Genomic DNA, 23,402 nt, shown 5'->3' with positions numbered 1-23,402 from the left:
ATCCAATCAGCTCAGCAGAGACAGCAGCGTTTTGATAATTACCGCGTTAGAAATATCAATAAAAAAGGCACCCACCAGAGGCACCACAATAAAGGCAGTGGGTGCCGCACCAAATTTTTTGGTCACTGCGGTCATATTGGCAATCGCCGTTGGTGTCGCCCCCAGAGCCAGACCGGCATAGCCAGAAGACATAACCGCAGCATCGTAACTTTTACCCATTACCCGGAAGACAACCAACACGGTGAACAAAACAATGGTGATCAGTTGCGCCAGCAGGATCAGCAAAATAGGGCCAGCCAGATCAATCAGGGTCCAGAGTTGCAATGACATCAGTGACATGGCCAGAAACAGCCCCAGCGACATATCTGAAATTAATCGCAGGCTGGTCTCGCCGCGCTTCCAACGAACGTTAGGAAATAGGTTGGGGATGGTATTGGTAATAATAATCCCGGCGAACAGGCAGGTAACAAATGCAGGCAGCTGAATGCCCCAGGAAACAAACAGATAATTGAGGTGGATACCAATACCAACGCATAAGCCAATTGTGAACAGAGTTTTAAACATGTGTTCGGTGGTGATGGCTGAATTCACTTCTTCTTTAAAGCTGAGAGCCAGATCAGGCTTTTCGGCTTCCTCAGGTTGTAACTGGTGACGTTTGATCAGAAATTCAGAAATCGGACCACCAATAATGCCACCCAGCACCAGACCAAAAGTTGCACACGCCAGACCAATGGTCATGGCATTATTAATACCATAATCTTGGGCAAAGGTTGGCGCCCAGGCAATGGCTGTACCGTGGCCGCCACTTAATGACACTGAGCCACCCACCAATCCCAGCTGTGATGGCATATCGGCCATCATGGTAACGGCAATGCCAGTCAGGTTTTGTACGAACAGGTAGATCACGGCGAACAGCAATAAAATGGCTAACGGTTTTCCGCCGGCTTTCAGAGACGACAAACTGGCGCTTAAACCAACCGTGGTAAAGAAAACGATTAATAACTCATCACGGACTTCAAGTTCAAAGTTGAAAGAAACACCGGTGGTGAAATACAGCAGGCTGAACAGCAGTGAGGTTAATATTCCGCCGGTAACCGGCTCCGGAATATTATAACGACGTAAAAACGGGACTTTTTTGTTGAGCTTTTTACCAATGAATAACACTAGCAGGGCGCACAATACTGTCTGGCGACCATCCAATTCCATGCATTAACTCCTCTGATAAGGGATTCAGGACAATTGATTATGATCGCAAAGGATAGCCGCTTTTGAGGCACTTCGATTTGACGCGCCTCATTAGCAGCAGGGATCAATTATTTGTCGAACAGCTCTTTTACCGGCATCAGGTCCGGGTATTGAGGCGCTTCTTTTTTGGCTTTGGCCGCGAAAGTCGTCAACATGTCCGGCTGGCGGAACATACCAGCCTGCCAGGTGGCCATGTATCTCAGGCTGTCTTCAACGCTGTGATCGCGGCTGTAGTTGAGCATTTCTTTGCAACCGCTGACCGCCAGTGGTGAATTTGCGGCGATCTTACGGGCGATATCCATAACGCCTTCCAACATGGCCTCTTGCGACTCAAACACCTGATTCACAAAGCCCAGACGTAACGCTTCATCGGCACTGAAGTTACGCCCGGTATACGCCAGCTCGCGTACTACACCAGCCGGAATCAGTTTCGGCATCCGTTGCAGTGTGCCGACGTCAGCGGTCATGCCCACTTCGGTTTCTTTAATGGTGAAGTAGCTGTCAGCGCTGCAATAACGCATATCGGCAGCACACACCAGATCCACCGCACCACCAATACAGCCGCCCTGAATCGCGGTTAATACCGGCAGGCGGGTGCGCTCCAGAGAACTCAGGCTGTCTTGCAGCTGCATCACAATACGGCGCAGGTTTTCGCCTAAACGGCCGGAATCGTGTGCGTCTGGTGTCATTGGGAATGCCGCCGGATCGGATAACACACTCAGGTCGATACCCGCAGAGAAGTGTTTGCCGCTGGAAGAAATCACAATAGCCCTAGCATCGGTTTGGGTCTCAATCTCAGCAATCGCACGAGGCAGATCGACCCAGAACGCTTTGTTCATGGAATTGAGCTGATCCGGGCGGCTGAACTGCAGGTGTGCGATGTAATCCTGAACCGTGATCTGAAAGCATTCGAACTGAGAAAGAGCCATAACAAGTGATCCTTATACGTTGGCACAGTCACTGACGGTAACTGAGAAATGAGGTGGCAATATAAAAACATCCTGGCGTCAGGTCAAAGCTCATGTTTCGTGCTCACACCGCTTCAAATACGTACGCAGACAAGCTGCTGCGGGCTTGATAATCTATTACTAATAGGAATGCTAAGGCTGAAGCAGTATGCAGGACATTAATTTATCCCGGGTCGATCTCAACTTATTTGTGGTGTTTGATGCCATCTACCGCGAAGGCAATCTGACCCGTGCGGCCGAGCGTTTGTATTTATCCCAGCCCGCCGTCAGTCATGCTCTGGCGCGGCTGCGGGAACGCTTCGATGATCCGTTGTTTGAGCGCTCCGGCAAAGGTATGGCGCCAACGCCGCTGGCAAAAGCGATTGTTGATCGGGTGCGGGTGGCACTGCAGGAGCTGGAGTCGACACTGGGTGAAGGGCTGGCGTTTGAACCGTCTCAGGCCAGCCGGGTATTCACGCTGGCCGCCCGCGATATGATGGAGTTTATTGCTTTGCCGCCGCTGCTGGCTAACTTGCAGCAGCAGGCACCCAATATTCAGCTGCGCAGCCTGCGGGTTCCACGGCGCGAGATTATGCAGCAGCTCAGCAGTGGTCAGATCGACTTTGCCGCCGATGTGTTATTACCGGTACCGGACGACATTGAACATCAGCCACTCGGGCGCGAAGCCATGGTGGTGACAATGCGCAGCGATCATCCGCTGCAGAATACCGCACTGGATCTGGCGGCTTATACCTCGGCTTCTCACGTGTTGGTGTCCAGCCGCCACGAAGGGCCGGGAGTCGAAGACTTTGCCCTGAACCGCAGTGGTCAGAGCCGCAAAATTGCCCTGCGCTGTCAGAATTATTATGCCGCGTTACAAGTGGTGAAAGACACTGATCTGCTGCTGACGCTGCCGCAAAGCTACGCCCGTCAGATGCAGCGTAACGGCGGCATTGTGATTCGCCCGGTGCCGCTGGAGCTGCCACCGCTGGATATTCACCTTTACTGGCACCAGAAGGCTAACCGGGACCCGGCACTGATGTGGCTGAAGCAGCAGATGCTGACCTCACTGGCCGGGGCTATGAAGTGAGGCGATGAGCTAGCCTGGTCAATTCAGGGAGCTACCAGCACCAGCGTGGCTGAGGCATTTACCGGGTTGCCCTCATTCAGCTTCTGGACATTCAGGCGGCTGTTGAGTTGTATGGATCTGCGCTCAACACTGGCGCCAATGGTTGCGGCCTCGGCGCTGGTTAACGCCTCATCAAACAAGGTGACGGCAGGGGCGGGACGGTTACTGTTGAGAATCAGATTCTCACTGTCATCGCTGTAAATAACCTGCATATCGGCATTGAGTGTATCGCCATTAAAACGGATGCCCGATCCCGCGACGTTGAGTGTCACCGTACCTGAGCACTGTTGTTGTGAAAGGGTATTGCGGAACACCTGAACGCACCAGACATCTTCTGCTGTCACGGATTCGCCATCAATATCTCCGCTTATCGTCGCCAGTGGCTGCTGGCTGGCATCGAGTTTAATCGCCCGGGTGCTGGTGTGTGGTGCAACACCGTTCATTTGTGTCATTGAGGTCAGGTTCAAAACCAGATCACTGCTTTGTGATAACGGCAGCGCCAGCTCATCGCCGATGGTTGGATTATTCAGGATACTGAATTGTCCGGCCGTGATACAGCTGGCAATTTCTGCCACCGGAGTCTGGGCGGTACTGCTGCTGGCTTCCCGGATCACCAACAGAGTACGTATCTGATGCTGCTGCAAGCGCTGGCGTTCGTTTGAGGTATCGCTAGAAGACTGCTGATGCACAATGGCCCAGGTGCCATAGACGTTGCTGTTATTGCTAACCAACTCTTCACCATCGAGGTGCTGGTAAGTGTTATCGCTCAGAGAAATAGAAAAATGTTCCGTTAAGGAAGGCGGCGGTGGAGCAGAGTATTGGCAGTCAGATCCAATCGGCGGAGCCACCGGAGGATTGGAATCACCATCATTGTCAGAGTTATCCCCAGGGTTGCTTGTGTCCGGGTTATCAGAATTGTTGTTATCAGGCGTATTGTTATCTGGGGTCGTGTTATCTGGAGTGCCAGTGTCAGGTGTATCGCTTCCGTCATCAGAATTATCTTGTGACGGGTTGTTCGGGGTGTCACCTGCTGGTTGGCCAGAGCCTGAGGTCGATGCCCCACAGCCGGCCAGGCTAAGGACAGAAAGCAGGGCGATGCACAGACCCCATGAAGAGAAGCGAATGTCAGACACTGGTGAGCCTTTATATTTATTTTAAATTGGCACCAGTGTACTTAAATGCGATGGTGTAAAACAGAGGCCGCTGACAATCTTATAACCCCAGTTCTGTCAGCCCCGGATGGTCCACCGGACGAGGGCCGCTGGGCCAGTGGAATAAGCGTTCAGACTCTTTAATGGGCTTGTCGTTGATGCTGGCATGGCGGGCTTTCATCAGTCCCTCTTCGTCAAACTCCCAGTTTTCGTTGCCGTAGGCGCGATACCACTGGCCTGCGTCATCCTGCCATTCGTAGGCAAAGCGTACTGCAATCCGGGTATCGCTATGCGCCCAGATTTCTTTAATCAGACGATAGTCCAGTTCGCGCTGCCATTTGCGGGTTAAAAACTCAATGATGGCCGGACGACCCGAAAAAATCTCCGCACGGTTACGCCAGCGGGAGTCTTCTGAATAGGCCAGGGCAATGGCTTCGGGGTTTTTGCCGTTCCAGGCATCTTCGGCTTTGCGGACTTTAATCACCGCATCGTCATGGCTGAACGGCGGTAAAGGAGGGCGTGACATAAAACTACCTTATTAAGCTCTGTGGGTTTGCTGATAGATTGGCTGATTTGTTAGATATTGATGCTGACCATTAATGGATAATGGTCAGTCTGAAAAGTTTCGTTACCAGCTTTTGTAGGGCAGGAACTTACCGTTTAAAGTGAGCAATACCCGGTCGCCTTTGGGATCTTCGATCTTGTCGATTTCCATCGAAAAGTCGATGGCACTCATGATGCCGTCGCCGAATTTCTCCTGAATTACTTCTTTTAACGTCGGGCCGTAAACACCGACCACTTCATACAGGCGGTAAATCAGAGGGTCAGTAGGCACTGCCTGGTCCCAGATTTTGGTTGGGTAGGCCGCCAGTGCTTCGGCCATTTCAGAACCAAAGCCCAGATATTCGGCAATGGCCGAGGCTTTTTCGGCCGGAGCGCTGTTCATGCCTAAACAGGAAGACGTTAACCATACCGGTGACATGCCCAGTTCGGTGCCCATTTGTTCCCAGGTTAAACCTTTCTCTAATTTGGCGGCGATTAACGCCTCGGTCATGGTGACTTTATCCATCATCATTGTTCTCCTCAAAGGATCGTTATTACTGTGTTGTGAGTGTGACTAAGGTTGTTGGTTATTGAGCGGCGACGGCGTTCATCGTCATCGACGGGTTATCCGCGGCCGGATCAACCGCCAGTGGTTGTGGCTGGCCGTGGCGTTCATGGGAGCGATTCACCAGAAAATCGATCAGGTGATTACGAATCCGGTAATAGCCCGGATCATTCACAATCTCGGCCCGGTTGCGGGGTTTGGGTAAGTTGATGGTGACCGATTCAGCAATCTCAGCATGCGGGCCGTCTGACATCAGAATGATGCGATCCGACAGCAGAATCGCTTCATCGACATCGTGGGTGATCATAAACACGGTCTGTTGTGTTTCGCGGCAAATCGCCATCAACTCATCCTGAATCACTCCCCGGGTCAGGGCATCCAGTGCGCCAAAGGGTTCGTCCAACAGCAGCAGTTTGGGTGAGGTGGCAAAGGCCCGGGCGATACTGACCCGCTGGCGCATGCCACCAGAGAGTTGTGAAGGCTTTTTCTGCAATGCATGGCTGAGCCCGACCATTTCTAAGAATTTCTGGCTGTGTGCCTGAACCTGCTGTGGCGTCCACTGTGGCCAGCGGGCTTTGACGCCGAAGCTGACGTTTTGTAATGACGTTAACCAGGGCAGCAGGCTGTAATTCTGGAACACCACACCACGATCTAGGCTTGGGCCGCTGACTTCTTTACCATCCATAATCACACCGCCGGCAGATGGCTCATCCAGCCCGGCCAGCACATTTAAAATGGTCGATTTGCCACAACCGGAATGGCCGATGATGCAGACAAACTCGCCCTGCTCAATGTTCAGATTAGCGTTTTCAAACACCACCACATCGTCGGGTTTGCCGGGGTAGATGCGGCTCAGTCCTTCGACGCTGACAAAATGTTTGCTCATGGTTTATTCCTCGTACTGCACCAGTTTGCTTAACGCGCCCAACGCCAGATCCAGCAACATGCCCACCAGACCAATCATCAGAATGGAGAAGATCACGCTGTTGAGATCGAGATTGTTCCACTCATTCCAGACGTAATAACCAATGCCGGTACCACCCACTAACATCTCGGCGGCGACAATCACCAGCCAGGCAATACCAATGGAAATACGCATGCCGGTAAGAATGGTGGGCGCGGCGGCGGGCAAAATAACCTGCCAGGCGGTGCGTAAACTGCTCAACTCATGGGTGCGGGCAACGTTGATCCAGTCCTGGCGGACACCGGCCACACCAAAGGCCGTGTTGATTAACATCGGCCAGATGGAGCAGATAAAAATCACAAAGATGGCGGACTGCTCTGAATCCTTAATCACAAATAACGCCAGTGGCATCCAGGCCAGAGGTGAAATAGGCCGTAACACCTGAATAAAGGGGTTCAGCGCTTTATACATCAGTGGTGACATGCCAATCAGAAACCCCAAAGGCACGGCAACTAACGTGGCCGCTAAAAAGCCGGTCAGCACCCGATACAGGGAATAGGCCAGCTGAATACCAATGCCTTTATCGTTCGGCCCGGCGTCATAGAAGGGATTGCTGAGCTCGTTCCAGGCGTGAGCCAATACGGCGGAAGGCGGGGGGACCCGCGCTTCCTGATCGGCACCACCCATCAACAGCTCAAACTCACTGAGTTCGCCGGAAGCTTCGGGTGGCTGATTTAACACCTCCCAGATACCCAGTGAGACCAACAGCAGTAGCAGCGCCACCAGCGTGGCGCGTACATTGAGTGAACGGCGTGACAAGAAGTCGCGTGAAAAAAAGTTTGCCATAGCCGTTACACCCGCTTAATGGCAAAGCTGTTGATGTATTCTTCCGGCTTGGTGTAATCAAACTCCTTGCCCATGATGGTGTAGTTTTCATAGGTTTTGGCCGGTGGTTCGTACCCTAAATCACGCATTACCTTAGCGGTGTCGGAGGCGACATAAACCTGTTCAGCAATGCCTTTGTAGTCGATATCACCTTTAACGTATCCCCAGCGTTTCATCTGAGTGAGAATCCATACCGCCATCGAATGCCATGGGAACGGATCAAAGTCGATCCGATCCGGCACGTCGTAAACCTTCTTCTCCAGGCCATCCACATAGCGGCCGGTGAGCACCTGCTTAACCACCACTTCTGGCTGGTTGAGGTAATTTTTCGGGGAAATGGCTTTAGCGATTTCAGCGCGGTTTTCTGCTTTGGCCGAGAAGTGTGTGGCATCAACAATCGACTTAAACAACGCCGCATAAGTGTTGGGCATTTCGGTGGCAAACTTCTGACTGCAAGCAAAGGCACAGCACGGATGACCTTCCCAGATGTCTTTGGTTAAGGTGTGCAGAAAACCAACTTTTTCGTACACCGCGCGCTGGTTAAACGGGTCGGGTGATAAGTAGCCATCGAGGTTACCAGCGCGTAAATTGGCGACCATCTCTGGTGGTGGCACGACACGAATCTGAATATCTTTATCCGGGTCGATACCATGTTCGGCAACGTAATAACGCAACAGGAAGTTGTGCATCGAATAATCGAACGGCACGCCGAATTTAAATCCTTTCCAGTCTTTTGGGTTGCGCTTATTTTTGTGTTTGTTGTGCAACACAATGGCCTGGCCATTAATGTTTTCTACCGCGGGCATAATGTACGGCGTGGCGGTGGAACCAGCACCCATACTCATCGCCAGCGGCATGGGCGTTAACATATGAGAGGCATCGTATTCGCCGTTTAATGATTTATCCCGTGCTACTGCCCAGCCTGCGGTTTTAATCACATCAACATCCAATCCGTACTTGGCATAAAAGCCCATGGGCTGCGCCATAATGATGGGAGTTGCACAGGTAATAGGAACAAAGCCGATCTTTAATTTGGATTTTTCCAGCGGGCCAATCGAATCTTTCACCGCGGCTTTTACTTTATCCAGAGGAATAATACTGCCCAGTACCGCAGCTAACGTACCGCCACCCACAGCGCGAATAAAATCTCGGCGCTGCATATCGTTATGACCAAATACCCCACGCACGATGGCGCTTTCAATCGCACGATCCATCATGTCGTCGCTGCTATCGAAGGCCGCGCCGGGCTGGGTGTTAGTGGTTTGGCCGTGAGCTGCCTGGGTATGTTGTGACGCCAGCGCATCCTGCTCAATCTGTTGTTCCAGCTGTTTTTCCAGTAAGGCCTGACGGTCGTAATCGGTTAAAACCTGAGCGTGTTCCGCCTGACAGGTTTTGCAGGTACAGCCTTTGGTGTGTGCCAGTGAAATATCACTGTCGAATGGATTGCCTAAGCTTTTATTCCCCATCGTACTTCCCCTTTTATTAAAACATTCGGTCTGCCCTGAAAAATCGCACGTCGCTGAAAAAGTCCGTATCTGGCTGATCTTATGGTGCGTTTTTATGGCTGAGCCTCTGAGGTAAAAATCGTCGCTAAAACCTCGGCTCGGGTTAACACCGTTAGAGCAACCCCAGTGCCAAACCCCGAAAGTTTTTTAATGCCTTGATTAATAAAGGATTTTTAAAAATCGTCCGAAAAAACAGAACAACGAAAATTCGTAATGTAGGAAATGTCGTAGTGGCGACTACGAAGAGTCGTAATCTGGAGTGATTTTTGAAGGGCATAAAAGAGAGTGATTTTTCTGCACAGAGGATATGGTGATGATTAACCCAACCTGGTTTTTTCAGGCGGCTGCCGGAGCACAAATTGCGATTGACCCCTGGCATAACCGTATCCTGCAGGTGAATCAGGATTTTTGTCGCTTGGTTGGCGAAGCAGCTCCGCGATTACTTGAGGGCAGTGTATCGCGGTTATTTCCGGGGCATTTCCCACAACTGATTACCTTTACCGAAGAAATTATTACTTGCGGCCGTGGTTGGAATGACTCGTTATCGCTGCGGATACAGCAACCGGAACAGGGCCAGGATATACGGGTTGAAATTCATGCCCGAGGTGAGCAACAGGGCGACCAGTATGTGGTGTTTTTTAATATGTTTCCGGTGGCGGAGGTGGAACGTCAGCGCCAGCGCTCCGATGCCGAAAGCCATTACACCTCCGGCATTGGTCACTGGAATCGGGTGGCTCAGGTATTTCAGGAATTTGAACGGGGCAATGAGCTGCTACTCGATGCCGCCGGGGAAGGCATTTATGGGGTTGATGCCCATGGCATCACCACTTTTGTTAATCCGGCGGCGGAGCGTATTTTAGGCTATACCAACGAGGAATTATTAGGGCGAAATATGCACAGCCTGGTGCATCACTCGCATCGTGATGGCAGTCATTTTCATGCCTGTGACTGCCCGATTTTTGAAGCCTTCCGCGACAGTAAAGTTCACGTGGTTGAAGACGACGTATTCTGGTCTAAAGACGGTCGTGCGGTGGAGGTGGAATACACCAGTACGCCGATTCGTGATAACGGTTTTACCATTGGTGCGGTGGTGATTTTTCGTGATGTGACCCAGAAAAAAGCCGATCAGAAAAAACTGCTGGCGGCACTCGATGAAGTGCAGCAATTAAAAGATAAGCTGGAGTTGGAAAATGCTTACCTGCAGGAAGAATTAAATTCGGAATTTAATCACCACCAGATTATTGGCAAGAGCCCGGCGATTCAGCAGGTGTTGCAACAAATTGAGCTGGTGGCACCCACTGATGCCACGGTATTGATTCAGGGGGAATCCGGTACCGGTAAAGAATTAATTGCCCGGGCGCTGCACGATATCAGTCCGCGTAATGGCCGTCCGTTAATCCGGGTGAACTGTGCCGCCATTCCTGAAGATTTATTTGAGAGTGAATTTTTTGGTCATGTGAAAGGTGCATTTACCGGTGCTACACAAGATCGCCCAGGACGGTTTGAAATGGCCGGTGGTGGCACGTTATTTCTTGATGAAGTGGGAGAAATTCCACTGCATTTACAGGGTAAGTTATTGCGTGCCTTACAGGAGCAACAAATTGAGCGGGTAGGCGACACCCGCACCCGTAGTATTAATGTGCGTATTGTGGCAGCCACCAATAAAGACTTAAAACATCAGGTGGAGCAGGGTCACTTTCGCGAAGATTTATATTTCCGGCTGAATGTTTTTCCGGTGAACTCTGTGCCTTTGCGCCAGCGTAAAGATGATATCCCATTATTAACTCAGCACTTTGTTCATAAAGCAGCCCAGCGCAGCAATAAGCCGGTATTAAAAGTCCCGTTAAGTGAATTACAGACTCTGATGAACTACCCTTGGCCGGGTAATATTCGTGAGCTGGAGAATGTGATTGAACGTCAGGTGATTCTGGCTCAGGGCAATACACTGCGATTTACAGAACTGGCTGGCATGTCGGCTGCGTCAGCACCGCGCTCAGAAACCCCGGCATCCGTTAAAAGCACGGTCTTGTCTGAGCACGAGATGATTCGCTTTCAGCAACAGAATCTGCGTAATGCGTTACAACAAACCCAGGGGAAAATTTTTGGCGAAGATGGCGCCGCGGTTTTATTAGGTATTGCGCCAACAACCTTAGCCTCACGTATCCGTAAATCCGGTATTGATGTAAACGCATTAAAAAGCCAAGTAAGGAGTTAATACAGGGGTTAATCTAAATACTGAGCAAATAAATGCGCCGCGGTTTCCACAACGACGGCATGACGTTTCGCTAACCGGGTGTGGTCTTTGTCGTAGCCACCACCAATCACAGTCGCTACCGGAATATGACGTTGTAAGCAGGTTTTTAACACCAACTCATCGCGTTGCTGAACGCCGTTCCAGCTGATATTTAAATGCCCCAGTTCATCGCCTTGCCACACATCCGCTCCGGCATCGTAAAGCACAATATCTGGCTGGTGTTGATCGAGCAGTTGATTCAGAGTGCCCTCGACGACCTCCAGATAGGCGTTATCTTCGAGGAATTTATCCAGGCCAATATCCAGATCACTGGCACTTTTACGGAATGGAAAATTCTTTTCACAATGAATCGAGCAGGTAAAGGCGCGCGGTTCGTCTTTTAAGATGGCGGCTGTGCCATCGCCCTGATGCACGTCTAAATCAAAGATCAGAATCTTCTTCACTTCACCGCTGTGTAATAACGACAAGGCGGTAAAGGCTAAATCATTCAACAGACAAAAGCCGGAACCAAAATCACGATGAGCATGGTGAGTGCCACCGGCTAAATGACTCGCCATGCCATATTGCAGCGCCAGCTTAGCGGTTAACAAGGTGCCATTAGGGGCGGTGAAGGTGCGCTCAACCAGCCCCTGACTCCAGGGTAAACCAATACGCCGCCAGGCTTTTTTATTGTCTGGGTCGGTATCGTCGTTCTGTTCACTGATCATCTGCAGATAAGGCATGGCGTGCGCAATGCTCATGACTTGCTGACTGACAGTCTCAGGCTGAAATAAATTGTGCTGACCAATCAACCCATGCTGTAAGCAGTAGTCGTGCAGACGTACAAACTTCGACATCACAAAGCGATGATCTTCCGGGAAGGGGCAGGAATAGTTGGGGTGATAAACCAGTGGCAGCACAAGCGAGCCTATTAACAATGGGAGCCGATATTGTGCGCTGAGTGTTCGGGAATTGCACTCGTCAGTGGTTGCTATTCAGCGGCTGAGACTGTGTTTTATTGATCTTAGTGCTCTGTGCATCACATTTTTTCATTTTATAACTTGGTTGTTACTGGGCTCGTGCTAGGGTTGTCTGACAGAAATTAATTCTTTTTTATTAGGGCCTGTCCATGGGTTATCGAGTTGGTGATATGGGTTATCGAGTTGCTGGTATAGCGTGCCGCGCCAAGCCCCTGAGTCTGATTATTCTGTCATCTCTGATGATGGCTGCTTGTGGTGGTTCATCGGGTTCCGGTGGAGTGGATGACGGGGCAACTGCGAACCCTCCTCAAACTTCTACTCCTTCAACCCCCAAACCAGAGGATTCAGGGTCTGATTCTCAGCCTGATGGTCCGGTTTCGCCAGTGGTTACTCCCGCTCATGAGCCGGCGTTTTATAACTACGGTTTGCCACAAGATATGAAAACTGATGCGCGTGGTTTGCCGTTATTGCACAGCCTGCCCAACGCCAAAGGGCAGGTGTATCTCGATTTTGATGGTGATTTCGATCTAGGCGAATTCCATGATGGCGTGGACTTCGACGGAGACCCCAACACCTATAACGCCCAGGAGCAGGAGTTTATATACAACTGGTGGGCAACCACTGCGGCTCAGTTCGCTATGTTTGACTTAGATGTAACGACCGAAATTGACCTTGAGCGCCCGCATAGCTGGAACGTGATTTTCCCCGGTGCCAAGTTGGGCGTGGCCTATGGTGGTTATGGTCATAGTAAACGGGATATTGCGCAGATGCGGGCAGAGCATGGGCCGTACTCTTCAGTAGTGGGTCACGAAGGTGGGCATACCTTTGGTCTTGGTCATGTGATTGGTTTGGATGATCAGGGTGCGGTGAACTCTGGTTATTACGCCAGCCCTTATCCGTTACGCGGCTGGCACCTGGGCGCCGGTGACCGCATTGTGAATAAGTGGTCGAATAAATTCCGTGGCAATGCCAAAGACAGCTTTTTTGGTGGCGTGGAGCACCTCGCCAGCCGGGTGAGAGCATTTGATGACAGCAGCAGTGGCTATCGACCGGATGACCATGCCGCGGATCTGGATTCAGCCACCCTGCTGGGACGCCTGGAGCATAAAGGATTTGTCGCCAGTGGCGTGATCGAAACCATGAATGATGTCGACAGTTTCTTTTTTGACTGGGACGGCGGCCATGCCCTGATCAGCAGCAATGCCTTTGGTTTGTCGCCGGTAAATATCACGCTGCGATTATTAAACGCGAACAAACAGCCGATTGGCTTGGTGAATAATGGCATTAACCACCAGTGGTTAGCGGCTGATCTGGCGGCCGGACGTTATTACCTGCAGCTGGAAAGCGCTAAACGCTACAGCGATTTGGGCGAATACCGGCTGCGGGTGAATGCCGTTCCCGGAGATTGGCGGGTGGCGAACTTTGGCCCAAAACGGTTAATTGGCGAGACCTCTTACAACGCCAATACCCGCCAGTGGACGTTAAAAGCGACCGGCGGTGATATCTGGAATAGTGCCGACAACATGGTGTTTGTGTATCAGAAATTGCAGGGCGCGGGCAGCATTGTGGCAAAAGTAGAGAGTAATAATGCGTCTGCTCCATGGGCCAAATTTGGCGTGATGATGCGCGCGGAGTTAAGCGCCGGCAGTGCTCATATCGGCCAGTTTGTGTCGGGCAGTAACGGCCCGAGTCAGACCGTACGAACACAAACAGACGGTGCTTCTCAACACAATGGCTCCGCGCCTGCTGACACACGTTGGTTGCGCCTGGAACGGTTAGCCAGCGAATCGGGCGGTGGTTTTAACCGCTTCCGCAGTTATCTGTCAGCAAATGGCAGTGACTGGACACTGATCAGCGAACAAACCATCGACACTCCCGATGAAATCTATGTGGGCTTAGCACAATCGGCGTTGAATACCGGTGCGATGGCGCAGGCGCAGTTTTCTTCGGTGGCGATTACCGGTCAGACCGAGCGTAGTGTTAACTCTGAGCTGGCTGCTCCAGCGAGTCTCAGACAGACCAGCGTTGACCACCAACAGGTTGCCCTGAGCTGGAATGCTGTGAACGGCGCAGAGCAATATATGCTGGAGCGTTCTGAAGATGGCTTATCGTTTTATTCACTGGCATTACTGAATGCTGCAACCACCCAATACACCGACACGGGGTTATTGGCGGGCAGCGCTTATAGCTATCGGGTGAAAGCGCTGAAAAATTCGGCGGCGGGTGCCGCTTCGGATGTGGTGAATGTTCAGCTACGTGCTGAACCGGCACAAGACGCGCGTGTGATTTCTTATTCTGACACCACACTGATTCTTGATTGGGGTGAGCCGCTAGGACAGCGTGGCTATAAAATTGAACGCTCCGAAAACGGCGGTGCCTACAGCGTGATCGCTGCCCGCCATTCGGATTACGATCAGAATGTGACAGACGGCTCCCATGCAACCACTCAGAAATATGTCGATAGCGGGCTGACGGCGAGTACTTCGTACAGCTATCGCATCACGACGCTGGACGCACAAGGCGAAGCCGGGGTTGTGGTGGTGAGTGGTGCTACGAAGGCTGATCCTGCGGAGTAAAAACAGTACGACTTTTTATTTCTGCTTAATGTCAGAAATTAATGAGAATTGCATTTCACCACATTCAGTGGCTCAATTGCTGATAAAGGACTTACCTATTGGCCCGTTGATGAAAGCAATTCTCCAATCCCTTCTTTTCGTTTTAGTGTTTTCGGTTTGCGGCAGTGCAACAGCACAAGCTCAAGCCGAGACTCAGACTCAAGCCCAAGACTCTAAGCAACCCCCCTCAGTTGAAATTAACTCGATTGTTCTGCAGCAGCTTTTTGATCTGCAAGACCGGGTAAACCGACTTGAGTACAGCCGGTCTGCTACCGATTCGATAGAGCAGAACAAAGAGATTGAGTTGCTGAAACAGCAGTTAAACCAGCTAACACAATCGGTCAATTTACAGCATGGAAAATTGTCTAATCAGGTTGATCAATATGAAGGGCGGATTTCAGATATTGGTGCTAGTGTTGATAAATATACAACTGTATTGGGATGGTTTGGGATTGTCGCTGGTATCTTGTCCGTAGTTATAACTGGCATTACTTTAATATTTAGTTCTCAATCGAAGAAATTGGCTGTTGAATCAGCGAAAGAGCAGCTAGAAATCTATTCGGAAGAGATCAAAAGTGATTTATCAGAGCAACTAAAAAACGAAATAAATCTGCATCGAGAGAAGTGGGAGGAACATATAACTAATCTTCTTATGGACTCGGAAAAACGAATCGAAGATCTGGAACAAAAAATTAAAAAAATTCTGAATGAATCACATGATTATCTAGAACGAATTAAAAAGCTTGCTCAGAAAGCTATCGAGAAAGAGCTAACAGAAGAAGAGAAAGAAGAATACCAAATCAGCACCTTTAAACTTCGTCAAAAACCAGAATCTGAATTTACCCCCGATGACTGGTATCAACTGGGTGTTGATGAATACACGCGCAATAATTATCCAAAAGCGATGGAATATTTTGAACTATCAGAACGACATATAGATGCTAAAGATATAGATGTAGCATCGTCTCTATTTGCAAAGGCACTTTGCCTAAATTTGGATGGTCGTCTAGATGAAGAAGTTTCTATCTACGATAATTTAATCACTCGATTTGAGAGTAGCGAAATATCGGAGTTACAAGAGCTGGTTGGTTTGGCTCTGTATAATAAGAGTAATATCCTAGATCAAAAGAAACGTCCAAATGAAGCTCTAGCCGTCTACGATGATTTGATTGCTCGGTTTTTAAGTAGTGACCAACTGAAGCTGCAAGAGACAGTTGCTATGGCACTGTACAATAAAAGCATTATCTTAGGTGAGGAGCGACGCCTAGATGAAGCTGCTGCTACTTACGACTATTTAATTACTAGATTTGAAAAGAAAAAATTACCAGGCATAAAAAAGGCAATTGAAGGAGCTATAATAAATCGTGCTGAGCTATCTATTCTGAGAGAGCCGAAAAATCGCTCAGAGAGAAGAATAAATAATGCTTTAGATAGTCTTGATTCAAGTGTCTTAGCGTCTTCCATTATGAGTTTTTTACTATTTTTACTTGATAAAACTGATATTGATAATGTACTTCAAAATGTAGAAGATTTAGCAGTAGATACAGAATTTACTTGGCGTTCGATTGGCATTAAAAAATATCTAAATCAGTTCTCAGGTGTAAAAGGCCAACAAGTCCAAGCATTCGTTCGCTTCTTTGAAGAACACAACAACGTTGAAAAACTAAAAGAAGAATTAGAAAAGATTAAAGGCGATAAATAATTATCGCCTTTAATGAGTTTGATTAACGCTTCGCCAGTGCTTCCTTAGCACGAGCCGAAGCCGCACGAACCTGATTCGGCGCCGTACCACCAATATGGTCACGGGCAGCAACCGAGCCTTCCAGCGTTAATACGTCGAAGACATCGGCGGTGATTTCATCCGAGAACTGTTGCAGTTCTTCCAGCGTCATTTCACTCAGGTCTTTACCGCTTTCGATGCCATAGGCCACGGCTTTACCCACAATTTCGTGCGCGTCACGGAACGGAATACCTTTACGCACAACGTAGTCGGCTAAGTCGGTTGCGGTGGAGAAACCACGCTTGGCCGCTTCGTACATAAATTCTTTTTTGGCTTGCAGGTGTGGCGCCATATCCGCGAAGGCACGCAGCGAGTCACGCAGGGTATCGACAGTGTCGAACAGCGGCTCCTTGTCTTCCTGATTGTCTTTGTTGTACGCCAGTGGTTGTGACTTCATCAGCGTCAGCAGCGAAATCATATGACCATACACACGGCCGGTTTTACCACGCACCAGTTCTGGTACGTCCGGGTTTTTCTTCTGCGGCATGATGGAAGAACCGGTGCAGAAGCGATCCGGCAGGTCGATAAACTGGAACTGAGCGGAAGCCCACAGCACCAGCTCTTCCGAGAAACGTGACATATGCATCATAATCAATGACGCCACGCTGGTGAATTCAATCGCAAAGTCACGGTCGGATACGGAATCCAGGCTGTTTTCGGTTGGGCGATCAAAGCCCAGCAGCTCAGCAGTATAGAAACGATCAATCGGGTAGGTGGTACCAGCCAGTGCAGCGGCACCTAATGGCAGGATGTTGATACGCTTGCGGCAGTCCATCAGACGTGCGAAGTCGCGCTCCAGCATTTCGTTCCAGGCCAGCAGGTGATGACCAAAAGTAACCGGCTGGGCGGTTTGCAGGTGGGTGAAGCCCGGCATAATGGTGTCGGCTTCTTGTTCTGCCAGCTCAACCAGACCTTGTTGCAGGCGGGTCAGCTCGGCGGCAATCACGTCGATTTCGTCGCGCATATACAGACGAATATCGGTGGCTACCTGGTCGTTACGGGAACGGCCGGTGTGCAGTTTCTTACCGGTAATGCCAATCTTGGCGGTCAGCGCGGCTTCGATGTTCATATGAACGTCTTCCAGCTCAACCGACCAGTTGAAGTTGCCGCTCTCGATTTCCTGACGGACTTCTTCCAGGCCACGCAGAATATCGTCACGCTCCTGCTCGCTCAGCACGCCGACTTTGCACAGCATTTTGGCGTGTGCCACCGAGCCCTGAATGTCCTGCGCGTACATACGCTGATCGAAGTTTACCGAAGCGGTATAACGCGCCACAAACGCGTCGGTTGGTTCGGAAAAACGGCCACCCCAAGATGAGTTGGTTTGGTTCTGATCAGTCATATCACACCTCAATTTGTTGACGGACACCTGCTGGTTGCGCAGGCAGACAGCGTTATGGCGGCGGATTATAACCACTCAAAGTGCATTCTGTCGCTGTTTCAGCGCCTTTTGCCAACAGATACCTTGCACCGGCTTCCTTGTATAGAGAGACTATGAGTTCTTGTGTAGCGACGCTACTGGCACTATCTGTATCAATTATTCAGGAAAGAGCGTGACGACCCCGGACTCCATGTCACAACACCCCAGTAAACATGAATTGTTAGAAGCGTTTTTCCTGCCGGATCTGTGCAATAGCCGGGCGGTAATGTTTTTGCTGATTCTCAGTGAGGCGCTGGTACTGGCACTGACGCTGGTGGAAACCGGATTACCCGGTTTTTCCTGGCAGCGCTTTGCCATTGTGTCGTTATTTGTGCAATGGGTGGCCTTGTTGTCGGTGGCGGTGTTGTGTCAGTTACGCGGCTTGATGTCGCATCTGCATGTGCTCAGTGCGTCGCTGGTGGCACTGTCGATTACCCAACTGGTGACGTTGGGCGTGAGTCTGCTGGGGGAGCATTTATGGCCGATGAAAGACCCGGCCATCGACTGGGCCTGGGTGTTACGCAATCAGGTGATTGCTGCGATTTTTGCCATGATGGCGCTGCGTTATTTTTATGTGCAAAGTCAGTGGCGACTCAAAACCCAGGCTGAGCTGAAATCCCGTTTGGCGGCGTTGCAGGCTAATATCCGGCCACACTTCTTTTTTAATACCCTCAATACCGTCGCGTCGCTGATTGTGATTGATCCGGATAAAGCCGAGCACATGCTGGTCGATCTGGCTCAGCTGTTTCGTGCGGTGCTCAAAGCCGATGACAAGCTGGTGCCGCTGGCACAGGAGCTGGAACTCAGTCGTCGTTATCTCGATATCGAACAAGTGCGGTTGGGCGAACGTATGACGGTACAGCTGGACTTACCAGCGACACTGCCAGAACTGATGGTGCCACAATTATTACTGCAACCTTTGCTGGAAAATGCCGTCTACCATGGTATTCAGCCCGTCGTTCAGGGTGGCCTGATTCGTTTGAGTTTACGCCAGCAAGATAGTGACTGGCTGTTAGAAATCGCCAATTCCAAAGATCCGGAGCAGGAGAGTGTGCATGGAAATCAGATGGCTCAGGCCAATATCCGGGCACGGCTGGCGATGATCACCACAGAACAACACCCGGCCGAGCTGTCGATTGATGATCTGGGCGGTCAGTACCGGGTACAGCTACGTTTGCCGCAGACATTAATGGCAGCTCATCTAGCAGACAGCCAGTTAATGGAGAACCAGTCATGAATTATCGTATTTTGGTGGTGGACGATGAGCCACTGGCGCGCGAGCGGTTAAAGCGTTTGCTGCAGGAACATGGCGATTTTGAGGTGGTGGCCGAAGCTGGTGATGGCGAATCGGCTTTGTCCTGGCTGCGCCAGTATCGCTGTGATCTGGTGCTGCTCGATATTCAGATGCCGGGCAAAACCGGGCTGCAAGTGGCCGAAGCCATTCAGGAACTCGATCATGTGCCATTAGTGGTGTTCTGCACCGCCTATGACGAACACGCGTTACAGGCCTTCCGGGTTAAAGCGATTGATTACCTGATGAAGCCCATCGCCAAGGCTGACCTGAGCCGGGCGTTACAACGAGCCGCCGAATGGCTGGATCAACACGGCGAGGATGCGGAACCGGTATCCGGAACCCGCACCCATATCAGTGCCCGAACGCACAATGGTATGCAGCTGATTGCGCTGGCCGACATTGTGTATTTTCTCGCCGATCAAAAGTACGTCAGTGTCTATCACGTTGACGGCGAAACTCTAATTGATGAATCGCTGAAGCATCTGGAAGACGAATTTAGTGACCATTTCCTGCGGGTACATCGCAGTGCGCTGGTGTCTCTGGCACGGATTGAACGTCTTGAAGCACTCGACGCCGGTGGCCATGAGGTGTATCTGAAAGGCTTGGCTGAAGGCATTGCCGTCAGTCGCCGGCATCTGCCTGGGGTACGTAAAGCGATGAAACGCCTGTAGCAGCTCTCGCTGCGACAGGCGTATCCCATCAGCTGGCTGACTGTTCAGCCAGCTGATGTCATCTCAGTGGCAGGTTTAGTTTCGATGTTAGGCAGTAGCGTATTCAGAATCATGGCGCTTAAACCACTTACGGTGACCGCTGAACCAAACAGGTTCTGAACCAGTTTTGGCATCTCTTTTAACACATCCGGCACCATGGCAACGCCCAGTCCTAAACCAAACGACACCGCCATAATCAGCATGGTGCGGCGATCCAGTTCCAGCGTTGCCAGAATACGAATACCCGCCGCGGCGATGGTGCCGAACATCACCAGCGTCGCACCACCTAATACCGGTTTGGGCAGCTGTTGGAAGATACCACCAATGATTGGGAATAAACCCAGCACCACCAGAATGCCGGCAACCCAGAAAGCGACATAACGGCTGGCAATGCCGGTTAACTGAATCACACCGTTGTTCTGGCTGAAGGTGGTGTTGGGGAAGGTATTAAAGATGGCGGCAATCATGGAGTTCACACCATCGGCCAGTACACCGCCGCGAATCCGTTGACGGTAAGCATCGTCGTTAATCGACTGACGTGAAATCATTGAGGTGGCGGTTAAATCACCGGAAGACTCAATGGCGGTAATCAGGTAAATCAGTGCGACCGGAATAAAGGCTTCAAAATCGAAGGAAAAGCCGTATTTAAATGGCAGTGGCAGGGCAATCCATTCCATACCGGATAACTTACTGAAATCCACCTTGCCCATAAAATACGCGGCAATAAAACCGGCGATCAAACCAAAGAAGATGGCACCGGAGCGCAGAACCGGATTGCTGCTCTGATTCATGATAATAATCAGCAGTAACACGCCGCCACCCAGCATCAGATTCTCCGGGCTGCCAAAGTCAGGCGCTTTAAAACCACCGGCGAGGTCAGTCATACCGACTTTAATCAGATAAAAACCAATGGTGGTGATCACAATACCGGTGACCAGCGGATTGATAACGGTTTTTAATTTATGCAGGAACTGGCTGAGGAAAATTTCGATAAAAGCGCCAAAAAAGCACACGCCAAAAATCAGCGACAGAATCTCTTCCGGGCCTCCGCCTTTGCCTTTGGCGATAAACCCGGCCGCTAATACTGCGCCTAAAAACGCAAAACTGGTGCCCTGTACCGCCACTAACCCGGAACCAACCGGGCCAAAACGACGTGCCTGAATAAAGGTACCCACACCCGATACAATCAGCGCCATGCTGATCAGGTAAGGAATTTCACTGCCCAACCCCAGCACGCCACCAATAATCAGGGTGGGGGTGATAATACCAACAAAGCTGGCGAGCATATGCTGCAACGCGGCCAGAAACGCCGTGGGTACCGGCGGTTTATCGTTTAGGCCATACAGCAGTTCAGAAGGCGCAGAATCTGACATTGTTTATTCTCCATTGATCCGTTATCTGCCTGTTTAAGCAATAAACTGACCAAATGGTTATAAAAATATTAATAAGAAAACTAAGTCTATGAAAAATAAAGCAATTTAAACTATGTGGGTATTTGTCAGGCAGGCTTATGAAGGCTGATTGCCATTAGCCGGCGGCAAGTCATTGCGTTTTAATTGAGAGAGTGGTCATTTTTAGTGCATAAAAAACCGGCCCCAGTTCTCACCGGGACCGGCCTGAGATGGATCCGCTTAAGCTGATTAAACCTTAGCGGATTTCGTAGATGGTGGTGGTACCACTCACTTCATTACCCACGACCAGCAGTGGCTTACCATTCGGGCTATCCGCAGCACTGATGGTTAACATGCCTTCCGGACCCAGGTCACCGGCCGCATCGGCACTCAGTGAACCGGACTCAATATCTTCCGGGTCAACGGTAAAGTCGCGGTTGCTGCTGTATTGTACGAAGCTCGCTTGTGCCGGATCAGTGATGTCATACACCATAATGCCACCCTGGCGCTCCAGACCAATGTAGGCAAATACCTTGCTGCCGAGTTTGATCAGTGCCACACCTTCAGGCTCCGGACCTTTATTGTCACTGCGGTTATCAATGCTGTTTTTATCATTGCTGGCGTTGAAGTTATCCGCTGCGACTTCTTTTACCTTCTGCTCAAACTGATCACCGGAATCGAAAACCTGTCTGCCGTTTTCGTCCCAGATGGAGAAGGAGCGGCTGCCGTAGACATAGATTTCTTCAAACTTACCATCGTTATCGGTATCGCCTGTGGCGTTGGTAACGGTCAGATCTCCAAGGCCATCACCATCGGCAAATAAAGCACGCTGATTGGAAGTGAAAGCGGCTTCATCCAGCGGCAGATCTTTCAGGTCGACTTCATCAACATAACCATCGTAGTCACGACCATCACCTTCGTTGGCCGTGACGATGTAGGTTTTTCCGTCATCGGCCATAAAGCTGGCAATGGCATCGGGCTGATACATGCCTAAAAATGGTTGGGTGACGATATTGGCTGCCTTATCATTTTTATCCGCATCTAAGCCATTGCCACCAAGGCTGTGATCTTTGTAACCCAGCGGCAGAATCGCAGTGATTTCAGCATTGGTAATATCAACCACTGCCAGAGCGTTGTTTTCCTGCAACGCGACGTAAGCAGTGCTGTTGTTGCGGTCGATGGTGATGTATTCCGGCTCAACGTCTTGGGCAACGGTGGTGCCCACTGGACCTGTGATACGAACCCCGGCGTCTTTCAGGCTTTGTTTATTTTCATTAAAGCGGGTGAAATCCGCAGTACGAACACTCATGTCCGACACCTTGATGATGGAGACCGAACCTTCCGGGTCGTTGTCGTAATCATCGTTTGGCTCGCCTTCGTTGGCACTTAATACGTATTCTCCGTTGGGTGTGAATGCCACCATATCCGGCAGTGCACCGGTTGCCGCAGCCCCTTCAAACGCCATGCTGTCAGTGTTGTAAAAATACACCTGACCATTGGCCTGCTTATCGTCATTTTCGACGGCAACCGCCAGTTTGCCATTGCTGATGGCGATGCTGTTGGCACCGCCAGCATTGAAACCAGAAACACTGGCTGCCGTGACATCAATGGTGGTTAACTTTTGTGGGTTGGCTGGATCTTTCAGATCTAATACATCGATGCTGGAATCGCCGGAATTCACCACGAACAACTTATCGCTGCTGGCGTCAAAGGCCACAATTTCAGCACCGCCGTCGTCGTAGATGCCTGAGCTGTAACGGCCGATCTGAGTAATTTCACCACTGGCTTGTGCTGCTGGAGGGGTTGTTGGAGCTGGTGGAGTAACCGGTGCTGGCTCGGTCACCTCATCACCCGGCAGTGTAACGACATCTTGCGGTGGCAGGTCATCATCATCGTTATCGTCGCTGCCACAGGCGGTCAATAAAACACCACTGATGGCCAGTGACAGTAGTTTCTTATTCAGTTTGCTATTCATCGAAGCTTCCCCAATGTGAATAGTGAGTCTTTAAGGTCCGTTAAAATTGGAGAAAGAGGGTCGCAGGGGGAAATGACAGATTCGTGACCGTTATATTGCGCAATGTAACAAACGGGAAGAAAAACAAAAA

At 50.5% G+C, this 23,402-nt stretch carries 18 protein-coding genes; 6 read left to right on the top strand and 12 right to left on the bottom strand.

The genetic code is table 11. The annotated features are described in order from the left end of the window. Nucleotides 1-6 precede the first annotated feature (6 nt). Complete coding sequence (gene gltS / locus ACO05E_RS07500; protein ID WP_419812361.1) at nucleotides 7-1,206, bottom strand: sodium/glutamate symporter; 1,200 nt, start codon at nucleotides 1,204-1,206, stop codon at nucleotides 7-9. 107 nt (nucleotides 1,207-1,313) lie between these two features. After that, nucleotides 1,314-2,174, bottom strand: a complete 861-nt coding sequence (locus tag ACO05E_RS07495) for a crotonase/enoyl-CoA hydratase family protein (RefSeq protein WP_419812360.1) — start codon at nucleotides 2,172-2,174, stop codon at nucleotides 1,314-1,316. A gap of 187 nt (nucleotides 2,175-2,361) precedes the next feature. On the opposite strand from ACO05E_RS07495, the gene ACO05E_RS07490 reads away from it, so the two are divergent. Then, nucleotides 2,362-3,282: a LysR family transcriptional regulator gene (locus ACO05E_RS07490; protein WP_419812359.1), complete on the top strand. Its 921-nt coding sequence runs from the start codon at nucleotides 2,362-2,364 to the stop codon at nucleotides 3,280-3,282. Nucleotides 3,283-3,305: 23 nt separating this feature from the next. On the opposite strand, the gene ACO05E_RS07485 is transcribed toward ACO05E_RS07490, so the two are convergent. The 6 genes from ACO05E_RS07485 to ACO05E_RS07460 form a co-directional block, all read right to left on the bottom strand. Further along, nucleotides 3,306-4,454, bottom strand: coding sequence for a hypothetical protein (locus ACO05E_RS07485; RefSeq protein WP_419812358.1), 1,149 nt, complete (start codon nucleotides 4,452-4,454; stop codon nucleotides 3,306-3,308). A gap of 79 nt (nucleotides 4,455-4,533) precedes the next feature. Further along, the gene (locus ACO05E_RS07480) at nucleotides 4,534-4,998 is read right to left on the bottom strand and encodes a DUF1348 family protein (RefSeq protein ID WP_419812357.1); all 465 of its coding nucleotides are present in this window, start codon (nucleotides 4,996-4,998) and stop codon (nucleotides 4,534-4,536) included. A gap of 102 nt (nucleotides 4,999-5,100) precedes the next feature. Then, a complete protein-coding gene (cynS, locus tag ACO05E_RS07475) occupies nucleotides 5,101-5,541 on the bottom strand; it encodes a cyanase (RefSeq protein ID WP_419813668.1) in 441 nt (146 codons plus the stop codon). A gap of 61 nt (nucleotides 5,542-5,602) precedes the next feature. Then, the gene (locus ACO05E_RS07470) at nucleotides 5,603-6,466 is read right to left on the bottom strand and encodes an ABC transporter ATP-binding protein (protein WP_419812356.1); all 864 of its coding nucleotides are present in this window, start codon (nucleotides 6,464-6,466) and stop codon (nucleotides 5,603-5,605) included. A gap of 3 nt (nucleotides 6,467-6,469) precedes the next feature. Further along, a complete protein-coding gene (gene ntrB / locus ACO05E_RS07465; protein ID WP_419812355.1) occupies nucleotides 6,470-7,330 on the bottom strand; it encodes a nitrate ABC transporter permease in 861 nt (286 codons plus the stop codon). A 5-nt stretch (nucleotides 7,331-7,335) separates the two neighbouring features. Further along, a complete protein-coding gene (locus ACO05E_RS07460) occupies nucleotides 7,336-8,835 on the bottom strand; it encodes a CmpA/NrtA family ABC transporter substrate-binding protein (RefSeq protein WP_419812354.1) in 1,500 nt (499 codons plus the stop codon). A 352-nt stretch (nucleotides 8,836-9,187) separates the two neighbouring features. On the opposite strand from ACO05E_RS07460, the gene ACO05E_RS07455 reads away from it, so the two are divergent. Next, nucleotides 9,188-11,089, top strand: a complete 1,902-nt coding sequence (locus tag ACO05E_RS07455; RefSeq protein ID WP_419812353.1) for a sigma-54 interaction domain-containing protein — start codon at nucleotides 9,188-9,190, stop codon at nucleotides 11,087-11,089. Between the two features lie 8 nt (nucleotides 11,090-11,097). On the opposite strand, the gene ACO05E_RS07450 is transcribed toward ACO05E_RS07455, so the two are convergent. Then, entirely contained in the window at nucleotides 11,098-12,027 is a 930-nt protein-coding gene (locus tag ACO05E_RS07450; RefSeq protein ID WP_419812352.1) for a histone deacetylase, read from the bottom strand. Nucleotides 12,028-12,236: 209 nt separating this feature from the next. On the opposite strand from ACO05E_RS07450, the gene ACO05E_RS07445 reads away from it, so the two are divergent. Both ACO05E_RS07445 and ACO05E_RS07440 read left to right on the top strand, forming a co-directional pair. Next, the gene (locus ACO05E_RS07445; protein WP_419812351.1) at nucleotides 12,237-14,663 is read left to right on the top strand and encodes a fibronectin type III domain-containing protein; all 2,427 of its coding nucleotides are present in this window, start codon (nucleotides 12,237-12,239) and stop codon (nucleotides 14,661-14,663) included. A 109-nt stretch (nucleotides 14,664-14,772) separates the two neighbouring features. Then, complete coding sequence (locus ACO05E_RS07440) at nucleotides 14,773-16,404, top strand: hypothetical protein (RefSeq protein ID WP_419812350.1); 1,632 nt, start codon at nucleotides 14,773-14,775, stop codon at nucleotides 16,402-16,404. A 22-nt stretch (nucleotides 16,405-16,426) separates the two neighbouring features. Here ACO05E_RS07440 and argH read toward each other — a convergent pair whose 3' ends face one another. Continuing rightward, the gene (argH, locus tag ACO05E_RS07435) at nucleotides 16,427-17,824 is read right to left on the bottom strand and encodes an argininosuccinate lyase (RefSeq protein WP_255858261.1); all 1,398 of its coding nucleotides are present in this window, start codon (nucleotides 17,822-17,824) and stop codon (nucleotides 16,427-16,429) included. A 211-nt stretch (nucleotides 17,825-18,035) separates the two neighbouring features. Between argH and ACO05E_RS07430 the strand changes: the two genes are divergently transcribed. After that, entirely contained in the window at nucleotides 18,036-19,139 is a 1,104-nt protein-coding gene (locus ACO05E_RS07430; RefSeq protein ID WP_419812349.1) for a sensor histidine kinase, read from the top strand. After that, nucleotides 19,136-19,867 (top strand): LytR/AlgR family response regulator transcription factor, encoded by a 732-nt coding sequence (locus ACO05E_RS07425; protein ID WP_421722729.1) that lies wholly within the window; start codon nucleotides 19,136-19,138, stop codon nucleotides 19,865-19,867. The genes ACO05E_RS07430 and ACO05E_RS07425 overlap by 4 nt, the downstream gene beginning before the upstream one ends. A 44-nt stretch (nucleotides 19,868-19,911) precedes the next feature. On the opposite strand, the gene ACO05E_RS07420 is transcribed toward ACO05E_RS07425, so the two are convergent. Together ACO05E_RS07420 and ACO05E_RS07415 are read right to left on the bottom strand one after the other, a co-directional pair. Continuing rightward, complete coding sequence (locus ACO05E_RS07420) at nucleotides 19,912-21,279, bottom strand: uracil-xanthine permease family protein (protein WP_419812348.1); 1,368 nt, start codon at nucleotides 21,277-21,279, stop codon at nucleotides 19,912-19,914. Between the two features lie 274 nt (nucleotides 21,280-21,553). After that, the gene (locus tag ACO05E_RS07415) at nucleotides 21,554-23,272 is read right to left on the bottom strand and encodes a choice-of-anchor I family protein (RefSeq protein ID WP_419812347.1); all 1,719 of its coding nucleotides are present in this window, start codon (nucleotides 23,270-23,272) and stop codon (nucleotides 21,554-21,556) included. Nucleotides 23,273-23,402: the final 130 nt, after the last annotated feature.

This window comes from Bacterioplanoides sp. (assembly GCF_965226395.1).
In the GTDB taxonomy this organism is placed as follows: domain Bacteria; phylum Pseudomonadota; class Gammaproteobacteria; order Pseudomonadales; family Oceanobacteraceae; genus Bacterioplanoides.
This window is presented reverse-complemented; position numbering and strand designations above follow the sequence as displayed.